The 19,701-nt window shown below is 63.6% G+C and carries 18 protein-coding genes; 5 read left to right on the top strand and 13 right to left on the bottom strand.

Annotated features, from left to right (window positions below; genetic code table 11):
- Positions 1-3: 3 nt before the first annotated feature.
- Both rfbB and F6X42_RS28195 read right to left on the bottom strand, forming a co-directional pair.
- On the bottom strand, positions 4-1,065 hold the full coding sequence (rfbB, locus tag F6X42_RS28200; protein ID WP_187637335.1) for a dTDP-glucose 4,6-dehydratase: 1,062 nt from the start codon (positions 1,063-1,065) through the stop codon (positions 4-6).
- A 296-nt stretch (positions 1,066-1,361) separates the two neighbouring features.
- Positions 1,362-2,273 carry a GDP-mannose 4,6-dehydratase gene (locus tag F6X42_RS28195; protein ID WP_187637334.1) on the bottom strand — a complete coding sequence of 304 codons (912 nt, stop codon included), beginning with the start codon at positions 2,271-2,273 and terminating at the stop codon, positions 1,362-1,364.
- Between the two features lie 232 nt (positions 2,274-2,505).
- Here F6X42_RS28195 and F6X42_RS28190 point away from each other — a divergent pair, with 232 nt between their 5' ends.
- A complete protein-coding gene (locus tag F6X42_RS28190; RefSeq protein ID WP_187637333.1) occupies positions 2,506-3,378 on the top strand; it encodes a symmetrical bis(5'-nucleosyl)-tetraphosphatase in 873 nt (290 codons plus the stop codon).
- A 33-nt stretch (positions 3,379-3,411) separates the two neighbouring features.
- Here the strand turns inward: F6X42_RS28190 and F6X42_RS28185 are convergent, their stop codons facing one another.
- From F6X42_RS28185 to F6X42_RS28150, 8 genes are all read right to left on the bottom strand, one after another.
- Positions 3,412-4,269 (bottom strand): lysophospholipid acyltransferase family protein, encoded by an 858-nt coding sequence (locus F6X42_RS28185; RefSeq protein ID WP_187637332.1) that lies wholly within the window; start codon positions 4,267-4,269, stop codon positions 3,412-3,414.
- 38 nt (positions 4,270-4,307) lie between these two features.
- Entirely contained in the window at positions 4,308-5,588 is a 1,281-nt protein-coding gene (locus F6X42_RS28180; protein ID WP_187637331.1) for a dihydroorotase, read from the bottom strand.
- Between the two features lie 59 nt (positions 5,589-5,647).
- Entirely contained in the window at positions 5,648-6,673 is a 1,026-nt protein-coding gene (locus tag F6X42_RS28175; RefSeq protein WP_187637330.1) for an aspartate carbamoyltransferase catalytic subunit, read from the bottom strand.
- A 68-nt stretch (positions 6,674-6,741) separates the two neighbouring features.
- Entirely contained in the window at positions 6,742-7,281 is a 540-nt protein-coding gene (gene pyrR / locus F6X42_RS28170) for a bifunctional pyr operon transcriptional regulator/uracil phosphoribosyltransferase PyrR (protein WP_187637329.1), read from the bottom strand.
- Positions 7,268-7,708, bottom strand: coding sequence for a Holliday junction resolvase RuvX (gene ruvX / locus F6X42_RS28165; RefSeq protein ID WP_187637328.1), 441 nt, complete (start codon positions 7,706-7,708; stop codon positions 7,268-7,270). Before ruvX ends, pyrR begins: the two co-directional genes overlap by 14 nt.
- A gap of 10 nt (positions 7,709-7,718) precedes the next feature.
- The gene (locus F6X42_RS28160; RefSeq protein WP_027196846.1) at positions 7,719-8,297 is read right to left on the bottom strand and encodes a YqgE/AlgH family protein; all 579 of its coding nucleotides are present in this window, start codon (positions 8,295-8,297) and stop codon (positions 7,719-7,721) included.
- 308 nt (positions 8,298-8,605) lie between these two features.
- Entirely contained in the window at positions 8,606-10,012 is a 1,407-nt protein-coding gene (locus tag F6X42_RS28155; RefSeq protein ID WP_187637327.1) for a FimL-related protein, read from the bottom strand.
- A gap of 347 nt (positions 10,013-10,359) precedes the next feature.
- Entirely contained in the window at positions 10,360-10,530 is a 171-nt protein-coding gene (locus F6X42_RS28150; protein ID WP_006047743.1) for a rubredoxin, read from the bottom strand.
- A 304-nt stretch (positions 10,531-10,834) separates the two neighbouring features.
- On the opposite strand from F6X42_RS28150, the gene F6X42_RS28145 reads away from it, so the two are divergent.
- The 3 genes from F6X42_RS28145 to cysC all read left to right on the top strand — a co-directional run bounded on the left by F6X42_RS28145 (position 10,835) and on the right by cysC (position 13,881).
- A complete protein-coding gene (locus F6X42_RS28145) occupies positions 10,835-11,698 on the top strand; it encodes a hydroxymethylpyrimidine/phosphomethylpyrimidine kinase (protein WP_187637326.1) in 864 nt (287 codons plus the stop codon).
- A gap of 306 nt (positions 11,699-12,004) precedes the next feature.
- Positions 12,005-13,216: a chondroitin 4-O-sulfotransferase gene (locus F6X42_RS28140; protein ID WP_187637325.1), complete on the top strand. Its 1,212-nt coding sequence runs from the start codon at positions 12,005-12,007 to the stop codon at positions 13,214-13,216.
- Between the two features lie 26 nt (positions 13,217-13,242).
- Positions 13,243-13,881 carry an adenylyl-sulfate kinase gene (cysC, locus tag F6X42_RS28135; protein WP_187637324.1) on the top strand — a complete coding sequence of 213 codons (639 nt, stop codon included), beginning with the start codon at positions 13,243-13,245 and terminating at the stop codon, positions 13,879-13,881.
- 201 nt (positions 13,882-14,082) lie between these two features.
- On the opposite strand, the gene groL is transcribed toward cysC, so the two are convergent.
- The 3 genes from groL to F6X42_RS45335 form a co-directional block, all read right to left on the bottom strand.
- Positions 14,083-15,723 carry a chaperonin GroEL gene (gene groL / locus F6X42_RS28130; RefSeq protein ID WP_187637323.1) on the bottom strand — a complete coding sequence of 547 codons (1,641 nt, stop codon included), beginning with the start codon at positions 15,721-15,723 and terminating at the stop codon, positions 14,083-14,085.
- A gap of 53 nt (positions 15,724-15,776) precedes the next feature.
- Positions 15,777-16,067, bottom strand: coding sequence for a co-chaperone GroES (groES, locus tag F6X42_RS28125; protein ID WP_008923887.1), 291 nt, complete (start codon positions 16,065-16,067; stop codon positions 15,777-15,779).
- A 496-nt stretch (positions 16,068-16,563) separates the two neighbouring features.
- Entirely contained in the window at positions 16,564-16,692 is a 129-nt protein-coding gene (locus F6X42_RS45335) for a hypothetical protein (RefSeq protein WP_281394051.1), read from the bottom strand.
- An 848-nt stretch (positions 16,693-17,540) separates the two neighbouring features.
- Here F6X42_RS45335 and F6X42_RS28120 point away from each other — a divergent pair.
- Positions 17,541-19,007, top strand: a complete 1,467-nt coding sequence (locus F6X42_RS28120) for a hypothetical protein (protein WP_187637322.1) — start codon at positions 17,541-17,543, stop codon at positions 19,005-19,007.
- The last annotated feature ends 694 nt before the right edge of the window (positions 19,008-19,701 follow it).

Raw genomic sequence — 19,701 nt, 5'->3', positions numbered from 1 at the left:
CCTTTACGCGCGCTGCGCGTAGTTGGTCTCGACCCACTTCCGGTATTCGCCCGAAGCGACTTCGTCGACCCATTGATGGTTGTCGAGATACCACTGGACCGTTTTGGCGAGGCCCGTCTCGAACGTTTCCGCCGGCTTCCAGCCGAGTTCGCGCTCGAGCTTGCGGGCGTCGATTGCGTAACGGCGATCGTGACCCGGACGATCCGTCACATAGGTGATCTGGTCGCGATACGAGCCGGCCGCCTTCGGACGTTGCTGGTCGAGCAGGTCGCACAGCGTGTGCACGACCTCGAGATTCTTCTTCTCGTTCCAGCCGCCGACGTTGTACGTCTCGCCCGGCGTGCCGCGCGCGAGCACTTCACGGATCGCGCTGCAATGGTCGCCGACGTACAGCCAGTCGCGTACGTTCTGCCCATCGCCATACACCGGCAGCGGCTTGCCGCCGAGCGCATTGGCGATCATCAGCGGGATCAGCTTCTCGGGGAACTGGTACGGGCCATAGTTGTTCGAGCAATTGGTGGTCAGCACCGGCAGGCCGTACGTGTGATGATAGGCGCGCACGAGGTGATCCGAGCCGGCCTTGGTCGCCGAATAGGGGCTATTCGGCGCGTACGGCGTGGTTTCGGAGAATTGCGGATCGGTAGCGGACAGCGAGCCGAACACTTCGTCGGTCGACACGTGCAGGAAGCGGAACGCGGCGCGCTCCGCTTCGCCCAGCGTGTTCCAGTAGCTGCGCGTCGCTTCGAGCAGCGTGAAGGTGCCGACCACGTTGGTTTGCACGAAATCGGCCGGACCGTGAATCGAGCGATCCACATGGCTCTCGGCCGCGAAATGCAGCACGGCGCGCGGCTTGTGTTCGGCCAATAGCGCGTCGAGCGCGGCGCGATCGCAAATGTCGACGCGCGCGAAAATGTGTTTGGAATTGCCCTGTAGCGACTTCAGCGTGCCCAGGTTGCCCGCGTAGGTCAGCTTGTCTACGTTGAGCACCGCTTCATCCGACGCATTCAGCCAGTCGAGCACGAAATTGGCGCCGATAAAGCCGGCACCGCCCGTTACCAGGATCATGTAATTCCCTTGTCGATGTTAGTGACAGGCAGCCAAGAGCTTGCAGCCTGCCTCACCCCGCATGGTGGTGTCCGTTTCTGTAGCCGCCTGTCGTGCCCGCCCGGAGCGTGGACACTTAAACGCCAATTTTAGGAAGCCCCAATTATAAAGCCGCCCAGTGCAAAAACTAGAACCCTAACAACTTGAAACAGCTTGACAGAATTCGTTGCCGTTATCCCATCAAATGCGATTTTTCGGTGCGGTTACGCGCATTTTGATGCTTTTCATGATGCGCGCCGCGTCGTGTGCGACGGGGCTCAGGCCGCGAGCATCCAGCGCAGCGTATCGATGAACGGAATCGATTCGACCGCCGGCACCAGCGCGCGCAATCTGGCGGGCGAGCCGGCGAGCATCCTGACGTCCGTTTGCCGGACAAAGGCAGGATTGACCTGGACTTCGATGTCGTGACCGGTGAGTTCACTCGCGGTCGTGAGGATTTGACGCAACGAATACGGTGTGCCGGTGCAGACGTTGACGATTTCGGCGGCGACGTCGGCGTCGAGCAGCGCCTCGTACGCGCTCGCCACATAACGCACGTCCGAGAAGTCGCGCGCGATGTCGATATTGCCGAGTTCGATCGACGCCGCGCGCCGCGCGAAGTGGCTGACGATCTTCGGCACGAGGAAGTTGACGGCCTGGCCGCGGCCAGTGTAGTTGAACGGCCGCACGATCAGGATCGGCAGGCGGTCGAACCATGTGCGCACCAGCGCTTCCATGGCCGCCTTGCTGGCCGCGTAGTGATTGACCGGCGTGAGCGGGAAGCTCTCGTCGATCGCGGCGCTGCTGACGTTGCCGTACACGTTCGCGCTGCTCGCGATCAGCAGCTTGCGCGGCACATGGCCGATCGCTGCGCAGGCTTCGATCAGATTCTGCGTGCCGACCACGTTGACGCGATAGAAGTCGAGCGGATCGTTGTGACCCACGAAGCTGATTGCGGCCAGATGCACAATGTAATCGGGACGCACGGTATCGAGCACGCGCCGGCATGCATCCGGCGACGTGATGTCGAGTTTGACGCGTGTCGGCGTATCGGGCTCGTCGCGGCCGGACACCGCTTCGATCACGGTATGGCCTCGCCCGGTCAGCTTCTCGACCAGATAGCGGCCGGTAAAACCGCTCGCACCGGTGACGAGCGTGCGAAATGATTGCTTCGCCGCGGTAGACGACATGCTGGCTTCGTTCACGAGAGAGTCATCCTGTTGTTGTATAGGAATAGCGCGCGCGGTCGATGCGTGGGTGCCGCCTTGCCGAGTCGCGCCGACGTTCCAGCCGCGTCCCGCGACGTGACCGCGCGATATCCGAACCCCAAACGGGCTATTATGTCACGCTAGCTTGCTGGGCTGCCCAGCGTGGCACGCGTCGTGCAACACCGCGCGTACCGAATCGTTTTTGATTTCCTCGATGACACCCTTCAACGCTTCCTGCACGTCCGCTCCGCTCGTCCCTCTTGCTTTCGGCGATCTGCAAGGTTGCCGCGGACCGTTTCAGCAACTGCTCGCCAAAGCCGCGCCGCCGGACGGCACGCCGCTGTGGTTCGCCGGCGATCTGATCAACCGCGGCCCCGATTCGCTCGACACGTTGCGCGACGTGATCGCGCTCGGCGAACGCGCGGTGCCAGTGCTCGGCAATCACGATCTGCATCTGCTGTCGGTGTCGGCGGGGATTCGCAAGTCGAAGAAAGGCGACACCATCGAAGACATCCTCGCCGCGCCCGACGCCGCCGACCTGATCGAGTGGATACGCCATCGGCCGCTCGCGCATTTCGACAACGGCATGCTGATGGTGCATGCGGGCGTGCTGCCGCAATGGGATGCGACGCTGACGCTCGAACTCGCCGACGAGTTGCAACGCGCGCTGCGCGCGCCGAACTGGAAAGAGACGCTTGCCGGCTTGTACGGCAACGAGCCGAATCGCTGGACGCCTGGCCTGAAGGGTATCGAGCGGCTGCGTGTCACGTGCAGCGCGTTGACGCGCATGCGCTTTTGCAACGCCGATGGCGTGATGGATTTCAGCAGCAGCGGCACGCTCGCCTGCACGCCGAGCGGCTGCATGCCGTGGTTCGACGTGCCGTCGCGCAAGACCGCCGACGTGACCGTCGTGTTCGGTCATTGGGCCGCGCTCGGCCTGGTGTTGCGCGACAACCTGATCGGCCTCGACTCGGGTTGCGTGTGGGGAGCGAAGCTATCGGCGGTACGGCTCGCGCGAGATCCGGCCGAGCGGACGTTGACGCAGGTCGATTGCGATTCGTGCGGCGTGCAGCGCGGCGGAAATTAAACCGAAAACGGCGCTGTGCGGCAGCGCCGCCGCTCAGGCCGAGCGGCGCGGCTGATCGACTGGCTCGATCAACGTTTCCGGCGACGCAGCAGCGTCACTCGACGACGCAGCAGCCGCAACCTCGCCCTCTTCCGCGACCGTCCCCGCCACCGCGTTGCCAGCCTGCATCTCCCGCAGCGCGCCCGCCACCACGTGCTGCGCTCGCGCCGCGAGCGCACGCCGGTCCGCGTCCGGCGCGAGCGGTGCGCCGACATACACGTGGGCGGTCAGCGGAGCGCCGCGCAACAGCATGTCGAGCGAATCGGACAACGACAGATCGTCGATATACGCCGGTGCCGTCGACTGCCGGCCCTGCGCGTCCTCGTACATGATGCACAGCGGCTGCACCGGCACGCCGGCCGACACCGCGGCCTGGAACATGTTCGCGTGAAACGGCAGCAACGCGAGGCCATTCGACGTCGTGCCTTCGGGGAACACGCACATCAGCTCGCCCGCGCTGAGCCGAGCGGCGAGTTCGTGCATGATCCGCTTCGCGTCGCTGCGCTTGTCGCGCTGAATGAACACGGTGTCGAGCTGCTGCGCGAGCCAGCCGACCACCGGCCATTGACGGATCTCCGCCTTCGACACGAACGGCGTAGGCCGCCACGCATTGATCACGTAGATGTCGATCCACGAGATGTGATTGGCGACGACGAGCGCGCCACGATCGAGCCGCACCGCGTCGTTATGCACGACGAGGCGCATGCCGCACAGACGCAGCATCTTCAGCGACCACGCGCGGTTGAGCGCGTGACGCCGCTCGGCGCTCGCGTTCGGAAAGCGCGTCGCGACGGTCCACATGCCGTGCAGCAGATGCGTGATCAGACGGACCTTGCGTAACGCGAGCTTCATGGCCGGAGCTTTCCTTGACTAGACCGAAACGATACCGTTCAGCGCTGTTCGTACGCGAGCTGACCGGACACCACGGTCGCGCGCACCCGCGCCGGCAGCTCGTAGCCGAGGAACGGCGTGTTGTGCCCCTGGCTTTTCAGCGCACGCGGCTCGACGCGCCAGTGAGCGTGACGGTCGAACACACAGAGGTCGGCCACCGCGCCGGGCGCGATGCGGCCAGCCGCTTCGAGGCCGAGCACCTGCGCCGGCGCCGCCGTGATGCGATTGAGCGCGCTCGCGAGCGGCACGCCCGCTTCGTCGGCCCACTTCACCGTCAGCGACAGGAACAGCTCGAGGCCGGTTGCGCCCGGCGTCGCTTCGGCGAACGGCAGCAGTTTTTCGTCGTCGTCGACCGGCGTGTGCGCCGAGCAGATCGCGTCGATCGTGCCGTCGACGAGGCCCGCGCGGATCGCTTCGCGGTCGCGTTGCTGACGCAGCGGCGGATCGAGCCGGAACTGCGCGTCGAAATAACCGATGTCGAGGTCGATCAGATGCACGTGGTTTACGGTGACGTCGCACGACACCGGCAGCCCCTCGCCCTTCGCCTCGCGCATGAGCGCGACGCCCGCCGCCGACGACACATGCGAAACGTGCACGCGCGCGCCGGTCACGCGCACGAGTTCGAAGATCGTATGCAGCGCGATCGTTTCGGCCGCCACCGGCACGCCCGACAGCCCGAGCCGCGACGCCAGCGCGCCGCTCGCGGCGACGCCGCCCTTGCTGAGGTACGCATCGACGGGACGCAGCCAGACAGTGAAGCCATAAGTCTTCGCGTATTGCAGCGCGCGCATCAACACCTGGGTGTCGACGATCGGCGTATCGGCCTGCGAAAAGCCGACACAGCCCGCCTCGGTCAGCTGGACCATCTCGGTGATGACCTGCCCTTTGAGACCGACCGTCAGCGCGCCGAGCGGATGCACGTGCGCCTTGTTCAGGTTGCGCGCGCGGAACTTCAGCATCTCGACGAGGCCCGGTTCGTCGAGCATCGGATCGGTGTCCGGCGGACACACGAGACTCGTCACGCCGCCCGCGAGCGCCGCGGCCATTTCGGAGCCGAGCGTCGCCTTGTGCTCGTAGCCCGGTTCGCGCAAACGCGCGCATAGATCGACGAGACCCGGCGCGATAAAGAGGCCGCGTGCGTCGATCGTGCGCTCGGCCTGAAAGCCGGCCGGCGCGTTGCCGAGGGCGGCGATCTTGCCCGCCTCGATAAAGACGTCCTGCTGCTGTTCGGTGCCCGCTGCCGGATCGATCAGCGTGCCGCCTTGAATATGAATCTTCATGCGCTGCCTTTGTTAAACCTGCGGTTCAGCCTATGTTCGGCTTCCTGATCAGTCGTTGCTTAGTCGTTGTTGCCCGCGACGATCCCCATCACCGCCATGCGCACCGCGATACCGAACGTGACCTGATTCAGGATCACCGATTGCGGGCCGTCCGCGACCTGCGAGTCGATCTCGACACCGCGATTCATCGGGCCGGGGTGCATCACGATCGCATCGGGGGCGGCGAGCGCGAGACGCTCGGGCGTCAGCCCCCAGCTCTTGAAGTACTCCTGCGACGACGGCAGCAGCGCGCCGCTCATGCGTTCGTTCTGCAGGCGCAGCATGATGATCACGTCGACGTCCTTCAGGCCTTCGTCGAGGTTGTGGAACACGCGCACGCCCATCTGTTCGAGGCCGCCCGGCAGCAGCGTGCGCGGCCCGATCGCACGCACCTCGGGCACGCCGAGCGTGGTCAGCGCATGAATGTCCGAGCGCGCGACGCGCGAATGCAGGATGTCGCCGACGATCGCCACGCGCAGCCCGGTGAAGTCCTTCTTGTAGTGGCGGATCGTGTACATGTCGAGCAGACCCTGCGTCGGGTGCGCGTGACGGCCGTCGCCGGCGTTGATCACGTGCACGTGCGGCGCGCAGTGCTGCGCGATCAGGAACGGCGCGCCGCTCGACGCATGACGCACGACGAACAGATCCGCGTGCATCGCCGACAGGTTGTTGATCGTGTCGAGCAGCGATTCGCCCTTGCTCGTCGACGACGCGTTGATGTTCAGGTTCAGCACGTCGGCCGACAGCCGCGTGGCCGCGATCTCGAACGTGGTGCGCGTGCGCGTCGAGTTCTCGAAGAACAGGTTGAACACCGACTTGCCGCGCAACAGCGGCACCTTCTTCACTTCCCGATCGGTCACGCTGACGAACTGGTCGGCGGTCTCGAGAATGTGATTGACGATGGCCTTCGGCAGCCCCTCGATCGACAGCAGATGTTTGAGCTCGCCGTTCTTCGTGAGCTGCGGGTTGCCCTTCAGGAAGCCGTAGCGGAAGCGCTCGGATGCGCTGGCGGAGGAATCTTGCGGAGCCTGGGTGGCCGTGTTCATGATGTACCTGCGTCAAATACGGGCTTCGACGTGATCGAGGTCGCGTCGACACGCCGCTCACGCGCGTTTCAATCGACGCGTGCCTCAGTGTGAAAAGAAAACCGCTGGCCGCCGGCGCCGTCGTCTTCACGGGCCAGTACGAGCGTCGCGTCGGCGGGTACGTCGACCACGCCACCGACGAAGCGCGCCGCCACCGGCAACTCGCGTCCGCCCCGATCGGCGAGCACCGCGAGTTCGACCGATGCCGGCCGGCCATAGTCATACAGCTCGTTCACCGCCGCGCGAATCGTGCGGCCCGTGTACAGCACGTCATCGACCAACACGATGCGGCGGCCGTCGACCGCGAACGGCAGCGAGGTCGGGCTCGCCTGCGCGTGCAGCCCTTTCTTCGCGTAGTCGTCGCGATGCAGCGCGACGTTCACCACGCCGAAGCTCGCCAGCTTCAGGTCACGCGCGAGCCGCCCGGCGATCCACGCGCCGCCGCTATGGATACCGGCCAGTACCGCCGCTTCGGCACCGTCTTGCGTGGCGGCGAGATGGTCGCCGTACGCCGCGCGAATCTGGTCGAGCAACGCGCGATACAGCGCTTCGGCGTCAATGGAACTCATGATCGTCGGAAAGTCCGTCAAGATATTGCTGGAGGATGATGCTCGCGGCTTCGGCATCGAGCATGTCGGCGCGGGCGTTGCCGGCGCGGATTTCCGCCTCGGCCTCGACCGACGAGTAGCGCTCGTCGACCCACGTGACCGGCAGATTGAAGCGGCCGTTCAACTGGTTGCCGAAGCGCTTCGCGAGTTGCGTGCGTTCGTGCGGCGTGCCGTCGGGGTGCATCGGCAAGCCGACCACCAGCGCATCGGGCTTCCATTCGGCGATCAGCTTGCCGAGTGCTTCGAAGCGATACTCCTTGCTGCGGTTCTGCACCACGACGAGCGGCCGCGCGCGGCGCGTCAGCGAATTGCCGACCGCGACGCCGATGCGTTTCTCTCCGTAGTCGAACGCAAGCAGCGTCGCCTCACGTCCGGCCGGCACAGTCATGCGCGGCCCCTCATGCGTGCCCGGCCTCGCCCGAGAGCATCGACAGCGACACGCCGAGCAGCGCGAGCGCCGCTTCGAGACGATCTTCAGCGGGCACGTCGAAGACGATCTTCGGATCGGCCTCGACGGTCAGCCAGCCATTCTTCGAGATTTCGTCCTCGAGCTGACCGGCGCCCCAACCGGCATGGCCAAGCGTCAACAGAAAGCGTTCCGGGCCGGTGCCGCTCGCGACGGCTTCGAGGACGTCTTTCGACGTGGTCATTTCGAGCCCGCCGGGCACCGACATCGACGACGTGTACGCGCTGCCGCCTTTCGGATCGTGCAGCACGAAACCGCGCTCGGTTTGCACCGGGCCGCCGAAATACACGGGAACATGGAGAAGCGGTTCGATCTCGAGCTTCAGATCGATGCGATTGAAGAGCGCCTGCAGGTCGATATCGGTCGGCCGGTTGATCACGAGGCCGAGCGCGCCGCGCTCACTGTGATCGCAAAGGTAGACCACCGTTCCTGAAAATGTCGGATCGGCCATGTTCGGCATGGCGATCAGGAACTGGTTGGTCAGATTGATGCGATCGGTACTCTTGGACATAGTTCGGATTTTAGCAAAGACGATGCGGGATGGCGGGCTGCTTTGAGCGCTGCAGCGCGTTGCGCTGCATGCGACGTGCCGCGCCATCGACGCCGGATCAAGTTGCACTCTATCACGCGCGCGACTCGCGCCATCTCGCGATCAGGCGCCGAAACACCGCGCAGAACGGCGCGTTCGGCGGGCGTCGCGAAGCGGCGGGAAGGTGTGTTGTCACAATGGGCTTCTGCCCGTCGTGTGCGCGTGAGTCGAGACGTTACGGACGCAAGTCGCGGGCCACGTCGCGCGTTCGGCGCGGCGCGGGCCGCGCTTCACGCGCCGCCCTGCTCGATCGCGCGCGTGAGCGCGCCGAGCGCCGCCTGCGTGAGGCTGCCGCGGACCGGCGCGACGCCCGCGGCGACCTTGTGCAGCGTCGCGCGCAAGGCCTCGGCGGCCTGTTCGAGCGTATCGGCGGGCGGCGCGCCGACGATCACGTGCGCGCGCACCGCCGGCGTCGCGACGCCCGCATGCGCGCGACGCCGCCATGCGAGACCGAGCGCATCGGCAAGCAGCGCGACGTGACCGAGGCCGAGCGCGCAAGCGGCCGAGCCGAGCCGGTAGGCGGCGTCGCCCGCCTGCAGCGCTTCGCTCGGGTCGGCCTTCTCCGGCTGATCGGCCGCACGGGCATGGGCGGCGAGCGCCTCGATCGACGCGTCGGCGCTCTGCAGGAAGTCTTCATACGCGCTCGCGTTGACGCTCAGCACGCCGAGATCGCGCGTGTGCGGCAGCGCCTGCGCCTCGAGCGCGCCCGCCTCCCACAGCGCTTCCGAGGACTGCGTGCCGGCGACGTGCCAGTCGACCGTCAAGCCGTAGTCGTGCAACACCTCGACCTGGTCGGCGTCTTGCGGCGCCGCGCCGAACAGCGCGTAATCGCGCCACAGCAGCGCGAGCGTCGCGCGCACCAGCGAACGCGGCGCGCGCTCGATGCCGCGCGCGTGATCGGCGAGCGCCAGGTTGCAGCGCGCGTAAAAGCGCCGTGCCTCGATATCGCGGATCGCGTGGCCGCGCGCGCGCAGCGCCTTGGCGCAGGCGCGCGCGAGCCGCCAGAAATCATAGGGATCGGGGCCAGCCAGTTCGACGAACACGGCGTCGAGCTCGTCGAGCGCGGCATTCGTGACCGCGAGCGCCACCGCGCTGCCCGTGTCGGCCTGCGAGCGCAGCACCGGCAGCAACGCGCGCTCGTAGCGTGCCCGCAGATGGGCAAGCTGATCGGCCGATTGCACGTGCAGCGACGCCGGCGGCACCGGCCGCCCGTACAGCGCGAGGTCTTCGAACGCGACGGCGGAGCCCGGCGCGGGTTCGACCAGTTGCGCGCACAGCTCGCGATAGTGGTCGAACAGCGTCGGCGAGCAACTGAGCTCGCGCAGGTTGTGGCGCTCGAGCGCCGCGCGGAAGTCGTGCAGCGCCGCGCCGAACACCGGCCGCGCGCCTTCCGCTTCGGTTGGCTCGCCGCACGCGAGCGGCGACAGCCGCACGAGCGTGTCGGCGAAACGCTGGGCGCTGAGCCAGCCCGCCGTGCGCAGCGCGTGCGACGCGCGCAGCAGCGCGGCACCGCTCTCGTCGCGCTGCTCGAACGCGAGCGACGCCTCGGCGAGCGCCAGTTCCGCGGGGCGGACCGCGCCGCCGCGCGGGTTCGGCAGTGCATCGATGGAAACGGGTGCTGCGGATCGAAAAGTCATGGGCAGGCGACACGAAGCTGACGGGGCCGTCGCTTCGCGCCGCGTGCTGAGTGATCGGCCAACGCGCGAACCGGCGACAGGACAATGACAGACTACCGTTGCGACACGACGCGCGCTGCGATGTTCCGCGCCGGCGCGCTCAGACGGGCACCGGCCGCGCCGGACGCTTCAAGCGATTGCAGGAATTACGCGGCGAATGACGCCGCTGAATTTCGGGATCGAACCTCGGGACGAGGTTTTGGCGGCGCCGCATGCGGCGTGTCGCATGAACCCGTCAAACCGCGGCGCCGGAACCATCGATCAGCCAGGCAACGGCCGGCCAGCCGACGCCGGTGGCTTGCCCAACTTCAGATCTGGACCATTTCGAAGTCTTCCTTGCGCGCTCCGCACTCCGGACACGTCCAGTTGATGGGCACGTCTTCCCAGCGCGTGCCCGGCGCAATGCCTTCGTCCGGCAAGCCGGCCTCTTCGTCGTAAATCCAGCCGCAAATCAGGCACATCCAGCTTTGATATTCCATTCTTTTGTCGCGTCGTTGAGTCCGTGGAAGCGGGAGCCATGATGGTACCGTGTTGCCGCCCCCATGCCTAGCAATCGAAAACGCGCAACCGTAACGTGGACCGGCTTTCAGCGGTGTGCGGGCGACGCTCGCGGCGCTAGCGTGGCAACCTCGAAGCAATCCCCGTCCGCCCCGCGTCAGCGGGCCGCGAGCCAGCCTCTCGCGATCCCCGCCGCGCGAAAAAACGCCCTCTCCACGGTTTAGGCCGCATAATTGAGCCAATTGCGCATTGCGCGCCGAAATCCTGCTTTCTTTATCCATTTTCATGCCCAGCGACACGCCTCCGATCGTCCTCACCTTCGGCCTCTCCGATCCCACCGGCGGCTCAGGCCTGCAGGCGGACCTGTTGACACTTGCCAGCATGGGCTGCCACGGCGTTTCGGTGCTTACGGGCTATACCGTGCGCGATTCGGCGAACTGCGACGAAGTCACCGGGCTCGACCCGGACGTCGTCGCGACGCAGGCGCGCATGCTGCTCGAGGACATGCCGATCGCCGCGTTCAAGGTTGGCGCGTGCACGCGCGCCGAAGTGGTCAGCGCGATCGCCGAAGTGGTCGCCGATTACGACGACATCCCGCTGATCCTCGTCCCCGACTTCACGCTCGACGACGAACACGTGCTCGCCGCCGACGAACTGCGCGAAGCGATCGCCGATCTGCTCGCGCCGCAAACCACGCTGCTGGTCGCCGACTCGTCCACGCTGCTCGCGCTCGCGCAGCCCGACGGCGACGCCGAGGCGCCGAGCCTCGACGCGGCGATCTCGCATCTGCTGTCGCAGGGCTGCGAGTACATTCTGTCGACCGAAACCGGCACGCATCGGCTCGTCAATACGCTGTTCAGCGAGGACGGCCAGTTGCGTCAGGACATGTGGGACCGCGCGCCTCATCGGCTGACCGGACTGACCGATACGCTCGGCGCGGCGATCGCCGCGCTGCTCGCTAACGGCCAGGAGCCGGCGGAAGCGGTGCGCGAAAGCCAGGAGTATCTGTATCAGGCGGTGCGCAATGCGTTCCGGCCCGGCATGGGGGCATACATGCCCGATCGCTTCTTCTGGGCGCGCAGCAGCGACGACGATGAAACCCCGCCAGCGCAAGGCAAGGGTGCGGCGCCCGGAGAAGCACGGCACTGACCCCGTCATTCGTTTGTATTGATTGAAAACCCGCTTTTTGGCGGGTTTTTTATTACATGCCTCTTTCGTGGTTACGGCGAATTTTCATTCGATTTATTCCAAATGAATAGCGCAATTCGATGCCCGCTATCGCTACTGCCGCGCCCCGCGCCTATTGTGGACGCTCTGGCCAATCCATTTCGCATGACAGCATGAAATGATGCTGGCGCCGCGGCAACAGACGTTTTGCCGCGTAATTAAACGTTACAACCTCCGCGACACCCTTTGGCTAGACTTTACGGATCGCGAACTGTCATATGTCACCACATGTCTTTCCCTAGCTTTTTCATCCATCCACCGAAATGCGGCGGCTCGACCGTAATTTCGTGTTTTGATTTGAATAAAGGTAGTGACCAATTCATTAGCTTTATCTGGGATCAGGATGGGTGGGGAAACTGCCGCGCAAAGCTGCTCGAAACGCAGGTCGGCGGCGGGCATCAACCGTATGGCATTCATCGGGCGATCAAACATCCGCTCACTTACTGCACGATCCTGCGCGATCCGCTCGCACGGCAAGTCTCGCACTACTGGTATGCGGCGAACGGCAAGAACGGCGAGGTCACGCGCGGCGTCAGCGTGTCGACGCCCGAGGCTCTGGCGCAGCAAGGCGCGCTGTCGCTGGATGAGTGGGTCAGCGAATCGCTCGCCGGCAAGAACCTTTTCGTGCAGATGCTGAGCGGCGAACCGGTGGTCGACGAAGCGAGCCTCGCTGTCGCGCAAATCCATTTGCGTGAGCAGATCGAGACCGTCGGCGCCTGTGAGGAGATGAGTGAATTCTTACTGCGGCTTTGCGGTTCGACCGGGATGAAACTACCGTTTTATTTCGAAACGAATCGCACCAATGGCGCGTCGAAAGGCAAGGCTCACATCAGCGAGGCAGCAAGAAAAAAGTTTATCGCGGACAATCGCTTTGATTACGAGCTGTTCGACGACGCGAATCGGATCGTCGAAGCTTATGCGAAAGATACAGGCAGCGTCTTTTCGAATGCGCTCGAATTGGTCCGGCTGATTCAGTCCGAAATCAATCAGCTCGAGAATCCTCACGTCTATAGCTCGCCGGTTTTTGGCTTCGACGGCTCGTTCCTGTCGCGCGTGCATCAGGTGATCCGCCGCTTCGATCTCGCGCCGATCGACGCCTATCTGGAGTTCGCGCAAAGCTGCCAGCGCGCGCCGATCGACCTCTTCGAGGGCTTCGTCGACACGGTGAGCGACGCCGGGGTGTCGGGCTGGGCGGTCAATCTGAGCCGGCCCGAGCGACAGGTGCCGCTCGAAGTGCGGGTCGGCGCGCAGATCGTCGCGACCGGCTACAGCGGCGAGCCGCGGCCCGATGTAGCGAGCGCCGGCTATCCCAGCTCGAACAGCGGATTTTCGATTCCACTGCCGGACGGCATCCCGGAAGGCTTTTGCGTTACGATCGCCAATTCCACCGAACGCCTGCACAACGCCGGCACGTGGCGGCAAGGCTGGCACTGCGAGTGAGCCAGAAGAGTCGGGAGAACTTATCCATGAAAGAGCCGCCGAGCTTCGTGCAACGCTTCCACGGCAACATTGGGGTGCAAGACCGCATACGCCTATTCGATCAGACGCCGGCCACGATCTGGCTGACCGGCCTGTCCGGCGCCGGCAAATCGACGCTCGCGTTCGCGCTCGAGGAGCAGCTGATCGCGCTCGGTCATGCCTGCTATGTGCTCGACGGCGACAATATCCGCCACGGTCTGGCAAGCGACCTCGGCTTCGCGCGCCACGACCGGCGCGAAAACATCCGCCGCGTCGCGCACGTCGCCCAGTTGATGAACGACGCGGGCCTGATCGTGATTACCGCGCTGATTTCGCCGATACGCGAAGACCGGGCGATGGCGCGCGAGATCATCGGACCCGACAAGTTCGTCGAGACCTACGTGTGCGCCCCGCTCGCCATCTGCGCGAACCGCGATCCCAAAGGTCTTTACGCGAAAGCGAGGTCTGGCGAAATCAGCTCGTTCACCGGCGTATCAGCGCCCTATGAAGCGCCGATCGATCCCGACCTGTACGTCGATACGGGAACGCTCCCCCGCGAGGAAAGCGTCGCGCAGATCTTCGACTACCTGCGCGAAAAGTGCCTCGGAACGTCGACTGATCGTTCCGCTCACACGGCAGGCGCCTGATCCGCACGGCGGGCATCCACAAGCGCCCCCCCGGTCCCCACGTCAACGCCGACCCCAAACGAAAAAACCCGCATAAGCGGGTTTGTTCGTTTGGGAAGCACGCCTCGCGGCGCACTCCCCACATGGACTTCCAGCCGGGCCTCGTCCGTGACCCGGCCGCTGTGGTCAACCACGCGGCCGGACCACGAGGCCCGAGCGGAATTACATGTCCATGCCCATGCCGCCCATGCCGCCGGGCATGCCACCAGGCATCGGAGCATCTTCCTTCGGCAGTTCGCAGACAGCTGCGTCGGTCGTCAGCAGCAGACCGGCAACCGAAGCTGCGTTTTGCAGCGCCGTGCGCGTCACCTTCGTCGGGTCCACGACACCTGCGTCAACCAGGTCGACGTACTCGCCGGTCGCTGCGTTGTAGCCGTAGTTGCCGTTGCCAGCCGCAACCGCTGCCACGACGACGCTCGCTTCTTCGCCACCGTTGGTGACGATCTGGCGCAGCGGCTCTTCCATTGCGCGCAGAACGATCTTGATACCTGCGTCCTGATCGGCGTTAGCGCCCTTCAGGCCATCGATTGCCTTACGTGCACGGATCAGCGCGACGCCGCCACCGGCCACGATGCCTTCTTCCACAGCCGCGCGCGTTGCGTGCAGTGCGTCTTCGACACGTGCCTTCTTTTCCTTCATTTCGACTTCGGTCGCAGCACCGACCTTGATCACTGCAACGCCGCCTGCCAGCTTGGCAACGCGCTCTTGCAGCTTTTCACGGTCGTAGTCCGAGGTCGCTTCTTCGATTTGCGTGCGAACCTGCTTCACACGTGCTTCGATGTTTGCAGCTTCGCCAGCGCCGTCGATGATCGTGGTGTTTTCCTTGCCCACTTCGATGCGCTTCGCCTGGCCCAGTTCAGCCAGCGTTGCCTTCTCGAGCGTGAGGCCGGTTTCTTCAGCGATGACCTGACCGCCGGTCAGGATCGCGATGTCTTCCAGCATCGCTTTACGACGATCGCCGAAGCCCGGAGCCTTGACGGCAACGGTCTTCAGGATGCCGCGGATGTTGTTGACGACCAGCGTTGCGAGCGCTTCGCCTTCGACGTCTTCAGCGATGATCAGCAGCGGACGGCCAGCCTTCGCGACTTGCTCGAGCACCGGCAGCAGATCACGGATGTTCGACACCTTCTTGTCGTGCAGCAGCACGAACGGGTTCTCGAGCACGGCGACTTGCTTGTCCGGGTTGTTGATGAAATACGGCGACAGGTAGCCGCGGTCGAATTGCATACCTTCGACGACGTCCAGCTCGTCTTGCAGCGACTTGCCGTCTTCGACGGTGATCACGCCTTCCTTGCCGACCTTGTCCATTGCTTCAGCGATGCGCTCGCCGATCGACGAATCGCTGTTCGCCGAGATCGCGCCAACCTGGGCGATTTCCTTGTTGGTCGTGCACGGCTTGCTGATCTTGCGCAGTTCTTCGATTGCGGCTGTAACGGCCTTGTCGATACCGCGCTTCAGGTCCATCGGGTTCATGCCCGATGCGACGTACTTCATGCCTTCGCGGACGATCGATTGCGCGAGAACCGTAGCGGTCGTCGTGCCGTCGCCTGCGTTGTCGCTGGTCTTGGAAGCGACTTCCTTGACCATTTGCGCGCCCATGTTCTGGAGCTTGTCTTTCAGTTCGATCTCTTTTGCGACCGACACACCGTCCTTGGTGACCGTCGGGCCGCCGAAGCTGCGCTCGAGGACCACGTTGCGGCCCTTCGGACCCAGCGTGACCTTCACGGCGTTGGCGAGAATGTTCACGCCTTCGACCATCTTGGCACGGGCGGAATCTCCGAATACGACGTCTTTAGCTGCCATCTTCTAACTCCTTGAATACTTTGGATGTAACCGGGGAAGTAGCGACCTTGCGCTTACTTCTGCACCACGGCCATGATGTCTTCTTCGCGCATTACCAGCAATTCGTTGCCGTCGACCTTGACGGTCTGGCCTGCGTATTTGCCGAACAGGACGCGGTCGCCGACTTTTACGTCGAGCGCAATGGCTGCGCCCTTGTCGTCGCGCTTGCCCGGGCCGACTGCGAGGATTTCGCCCTGATCCGGCTTTTCCGCTGCGGCTTCGGGAATCACGATGCCCGACGCAGTCTTGGTTTCCTGATCCAGGCGCTTGACGATCACGCGATCATGCAAAGGACGAAGGTTCATACATACTCCTCTCTGATTGAGACTGAAGAACGCTGAGAAAACCCGGCTGGCTGAGCCAACCGGAGATGTTGTTAGCACTCTCGTGCAGCGAGTGCTAATTATATGGACGGGTAGTGACAAATTCAAGAAGTGAGGAGTAGCGGCAGTGCTGGTCTCGAGATTCGCTTGAGTTTGAACTTTGTTCGCTTAAGTCTGAATCTTGCAACGCAACAAAAATTCGAGGTCGCCGGATAATTTACATTAAAAACAAATACTTAAACTATTTTCTCGGAGATCCATCGGCTGTTGTCGGCTCCGGCGCGGACGGCCACTCATGGAATCTGTGCATCACAATTAGATGCCCGATTGCCCCATCAGGGAAAACCCCTATCCGCTAGTAGCCAGAAGAGTCTGCCAGACTTCACGTTTCCATGAAACGTCCGCAGGGTTGTCAGAGTGGACCAACGCGCTGCCATTCGATCTGCCTGCAACGATCAGTTTTCAAAGGATGTGTAGATCACGCATCACGCGGCGCATCGAACAGCACATTGCTAGTTGCCCCATATCGCGACTGGGCGGATTCGCCCACTCCGGACACCGGGCCAAGCACCACATCATGTGCAGCTTTTGAGGATGCGGCGGTCATTCATCCCTCGGAGCCAGCCGGCAAGTCATCCTGTCTTGTGTCTTGAGGTTTGTTCTGTCGGCCTTTGCGGTCATTGATGTGTGGGCGTGCGGGAGTCGGCTGAAGCACGCTAACCGGGCATTCGCCAACCATCCGCTCTGAATCTCGTGCTCCGTTCGGCGAACGCGTACTTTCGACGCACTGCCGTCGTTCGAAGCTCCGTCACCTCAACGGCAGCTTACTCCGGAACAGCGATCATCCGACATCCCGCGCTGAGCGACATGAACGGCCATCGCTGTCGTTGGTTGCACGGCCGTAACAACCCATGTCGAGCGTCCGCTCTGGCGGTGCGACGAAAATGAATCGCGGGACAAGCAAGTCCGGATTTCACCGCGCGCGCAAATGCGCTATTGGACGCCATCGGCCTTCCGAGGGCGGCGTGGCGCGATCAAACGACGGCGATGCCGTTACGCCTGCAACTTGACGCAACTTTGCTGCTGCGGCAACGACGAACGGCGACTTCTTCAGCCTGCCTTAAGGTAGTGCGCGAATACAGCCGGATGTTGCGGCTAGTACGCGCGCAATGGATCCGACAGGCATGACTGCCGCTGCATTCCTTAGCTGCGCCCGGAATATCTCTTCCTCCAACCCGTTTACTCGACACTTCTCTCGCGGCATCCGATTTGCCGATTTCACCCAGTCACATCGCCTCGCGGGTTGCCCACCGCGAGGCAGCGTCATGGTCGAGACAGGCGACCCGCTGCCCGGCCATGGACAACCCGCGACTCAACTTTCAAAGGAGGTTAAGCCACACATCAATACCTAACCGCAGATCTGTCCGTCGAAGCGGGTCAACCTCAGGAGCAATCATGAAATCGCTATTCAAGCCCCGCAGCTTCAGACCACTGGCTTCTCGAGCTGCCAGTCTGTCCGCTGCCGCCTTCATCGGCGCGTTGGCCGCAGGCCAGGCATGCGCAGAACAGCCGCCGCCACCTTGCCATCCGAATCCGAACGCTGCCGCTGACGCCGCGCTGGTGCGCCAGCGCGGCGACATCGCGCACCTGCCAGATCCGCTGCAGGATCTCCTCCAAAGGATAGCCGAGCGGCCCCATACCTATTTGCCGATTCAGGCCTATGCCGAGGCCGACAAACCGAGCCAGCTGTTCCAGTATTACCTGCTGTCCACAGTAGGATTCGAACCCAATCCGTTCACGACACGATTCCCGGGCATCAACGACAAGGCGATGCTGACGGCAACTGGCGCCAACTGCGGCTTGCCAACCATCGGTGCGGTACGCCTGGTGGTCGAGCCGAAGCCGGGGTTGCCCACTGATCCCAATAACGTTCGCGCCTTCATCGATGTATTTACCGACCTGTCATATCTGTTTGTGATTAACAACGAAAGCGGCTGGTACGAGGGCTGGATGATCCACGATTTGCAAGTGCCGAATGTCGCACCACCCCGTCCCGACGGGCACGCCCAGTTCGGCACAATGACAGTCGCGGACGCGGCCGCCTTGCGGGCGATGGGCACGCACCACAACGTGCCGGGCCAGCTATTCACAATGGATGGCAAGGCACCGCATTTGCCCGAAGCTTCAGACCACTTCCCCGACCGCCAGACCAATATCGTGCCGATCCAGCTGAGCATGGGGGCGCTCAACTGCATGCAGCAGTCTGATTGTCACGGCTACTGGGAATTCAACTACACGACCAACTGGATCCATCCACTCTACGAGTTGCCTTTTACCGGCGGTATCCCCGGTACCTTTGAAGCCGGCAAAGTTGGCGCGCTCTCGTCACTGATTCCCGGCTCTGGACCGGCAGGCGTAAAGAACAGTCCGATCGACTATGGTGACGATCCGAACAATGCGGCCCCGCTGGGTGGTGCAGGTCCGCGCGACCCCGACCGATTCGATGCCACAGTCGATAACCAGCGGGAATACCGCCAGCGCTTCATCCCGAGCGGACTGGCCCACGAAATCTACCTGGACACCTACGTGCGAGTGGCATCGTTCGAGCAGGGCACGCCATTCCCGCAGCGGTTGTACGACGCCTATGTGGCCGAAGTCAAACGGGTCGATACCAATGGCGACGGCGTCATTTCGGCACGCGAGGGAGACGTGGATACGGCCAGCGATGGGTTCCCGGACAATTCCCGTCTGTTCTTGCCGGCGACTTCGTTCCGTCGCTTTGCCGTGACGCGCGAAATCAATGACGGCTCCCTGGCGCCGCGGTTTGCGCCCAGCCAGCGGGCTTGGGTACTGACTGGCGCCGCCATTACCGTAAGCCCGCCGCGGCCGGCGTCTGCGGGTCGCGATGGCGACGACCGTTGAAGGCAACTCGTCGACCTGACGGGCTGTCTCCTGAGTTGCGAGAGGCGTTCAAACCGTATCGTGCGCTCTGCAGGTAGACAATAGGGCCGCCCAAAAGGCGGCCCTATTGTTGTCGCCTTCCGTTGATGCTCATCATTCAACGGAAAATAGCGAAGACAAGACAGTCCTTGTTCCCCTGTGGAACCTTCGTGGGCTGGCAGCACCGGAAGGCAAAGATTGAGTTTCTCCGCAGGCTTCACGCTGAACAGTCGAGCGCATTCCGTATCTTGATAGCGGACACTCCATAATGTCGCACCGCTCGGCCCCCAATGTCGGCTTCGGCTGACGACACAACCGACGCAATTGGCACGCTAACGTCCGTTGCCTGGGTCGAAGCCGACGCTCGAACGTCCGTGCACAAGCGTGGGCGAAGGTCCGTTGTTGGCCGAACCCGGTCCGACGCCGAGACAGTCGAGGTAGCCGCCGTCGACGTTCTGTGTCCGGCAGAAGTCGACCCTGTATAAACATTCGCCTTCCGAGGCGAGCCGTCCGCTCAAGGACAGGCAGCAGAAATGCCGGATTGCAGAAGAGCTAAAGTCGGAAGTGGTGTACGGGGGAGTTGAGGCGGGAGATTGTAGGCGGTGGAGGTTTCAGCTGAGAATCTGATTGTCGAAGTCGGAAACCAGCAAACAACAAACCATCCACCATGAACAAG

This window comes from Paraburkholderia podalyriae (assembly GCF_014397785.1).
Lineage (GTDB): Bacteria > Pseudomonadota > Gammaproteobacteria > Burkholderiales > Burkholderiaceae > Paraburkholderia > Paraburkholderia podalyriae.
The sequence above is the reverse complement of the archived record's forward strand: the minus strand, read 5'-3'. Positions and strand labels throughout refer to the sequence as shown.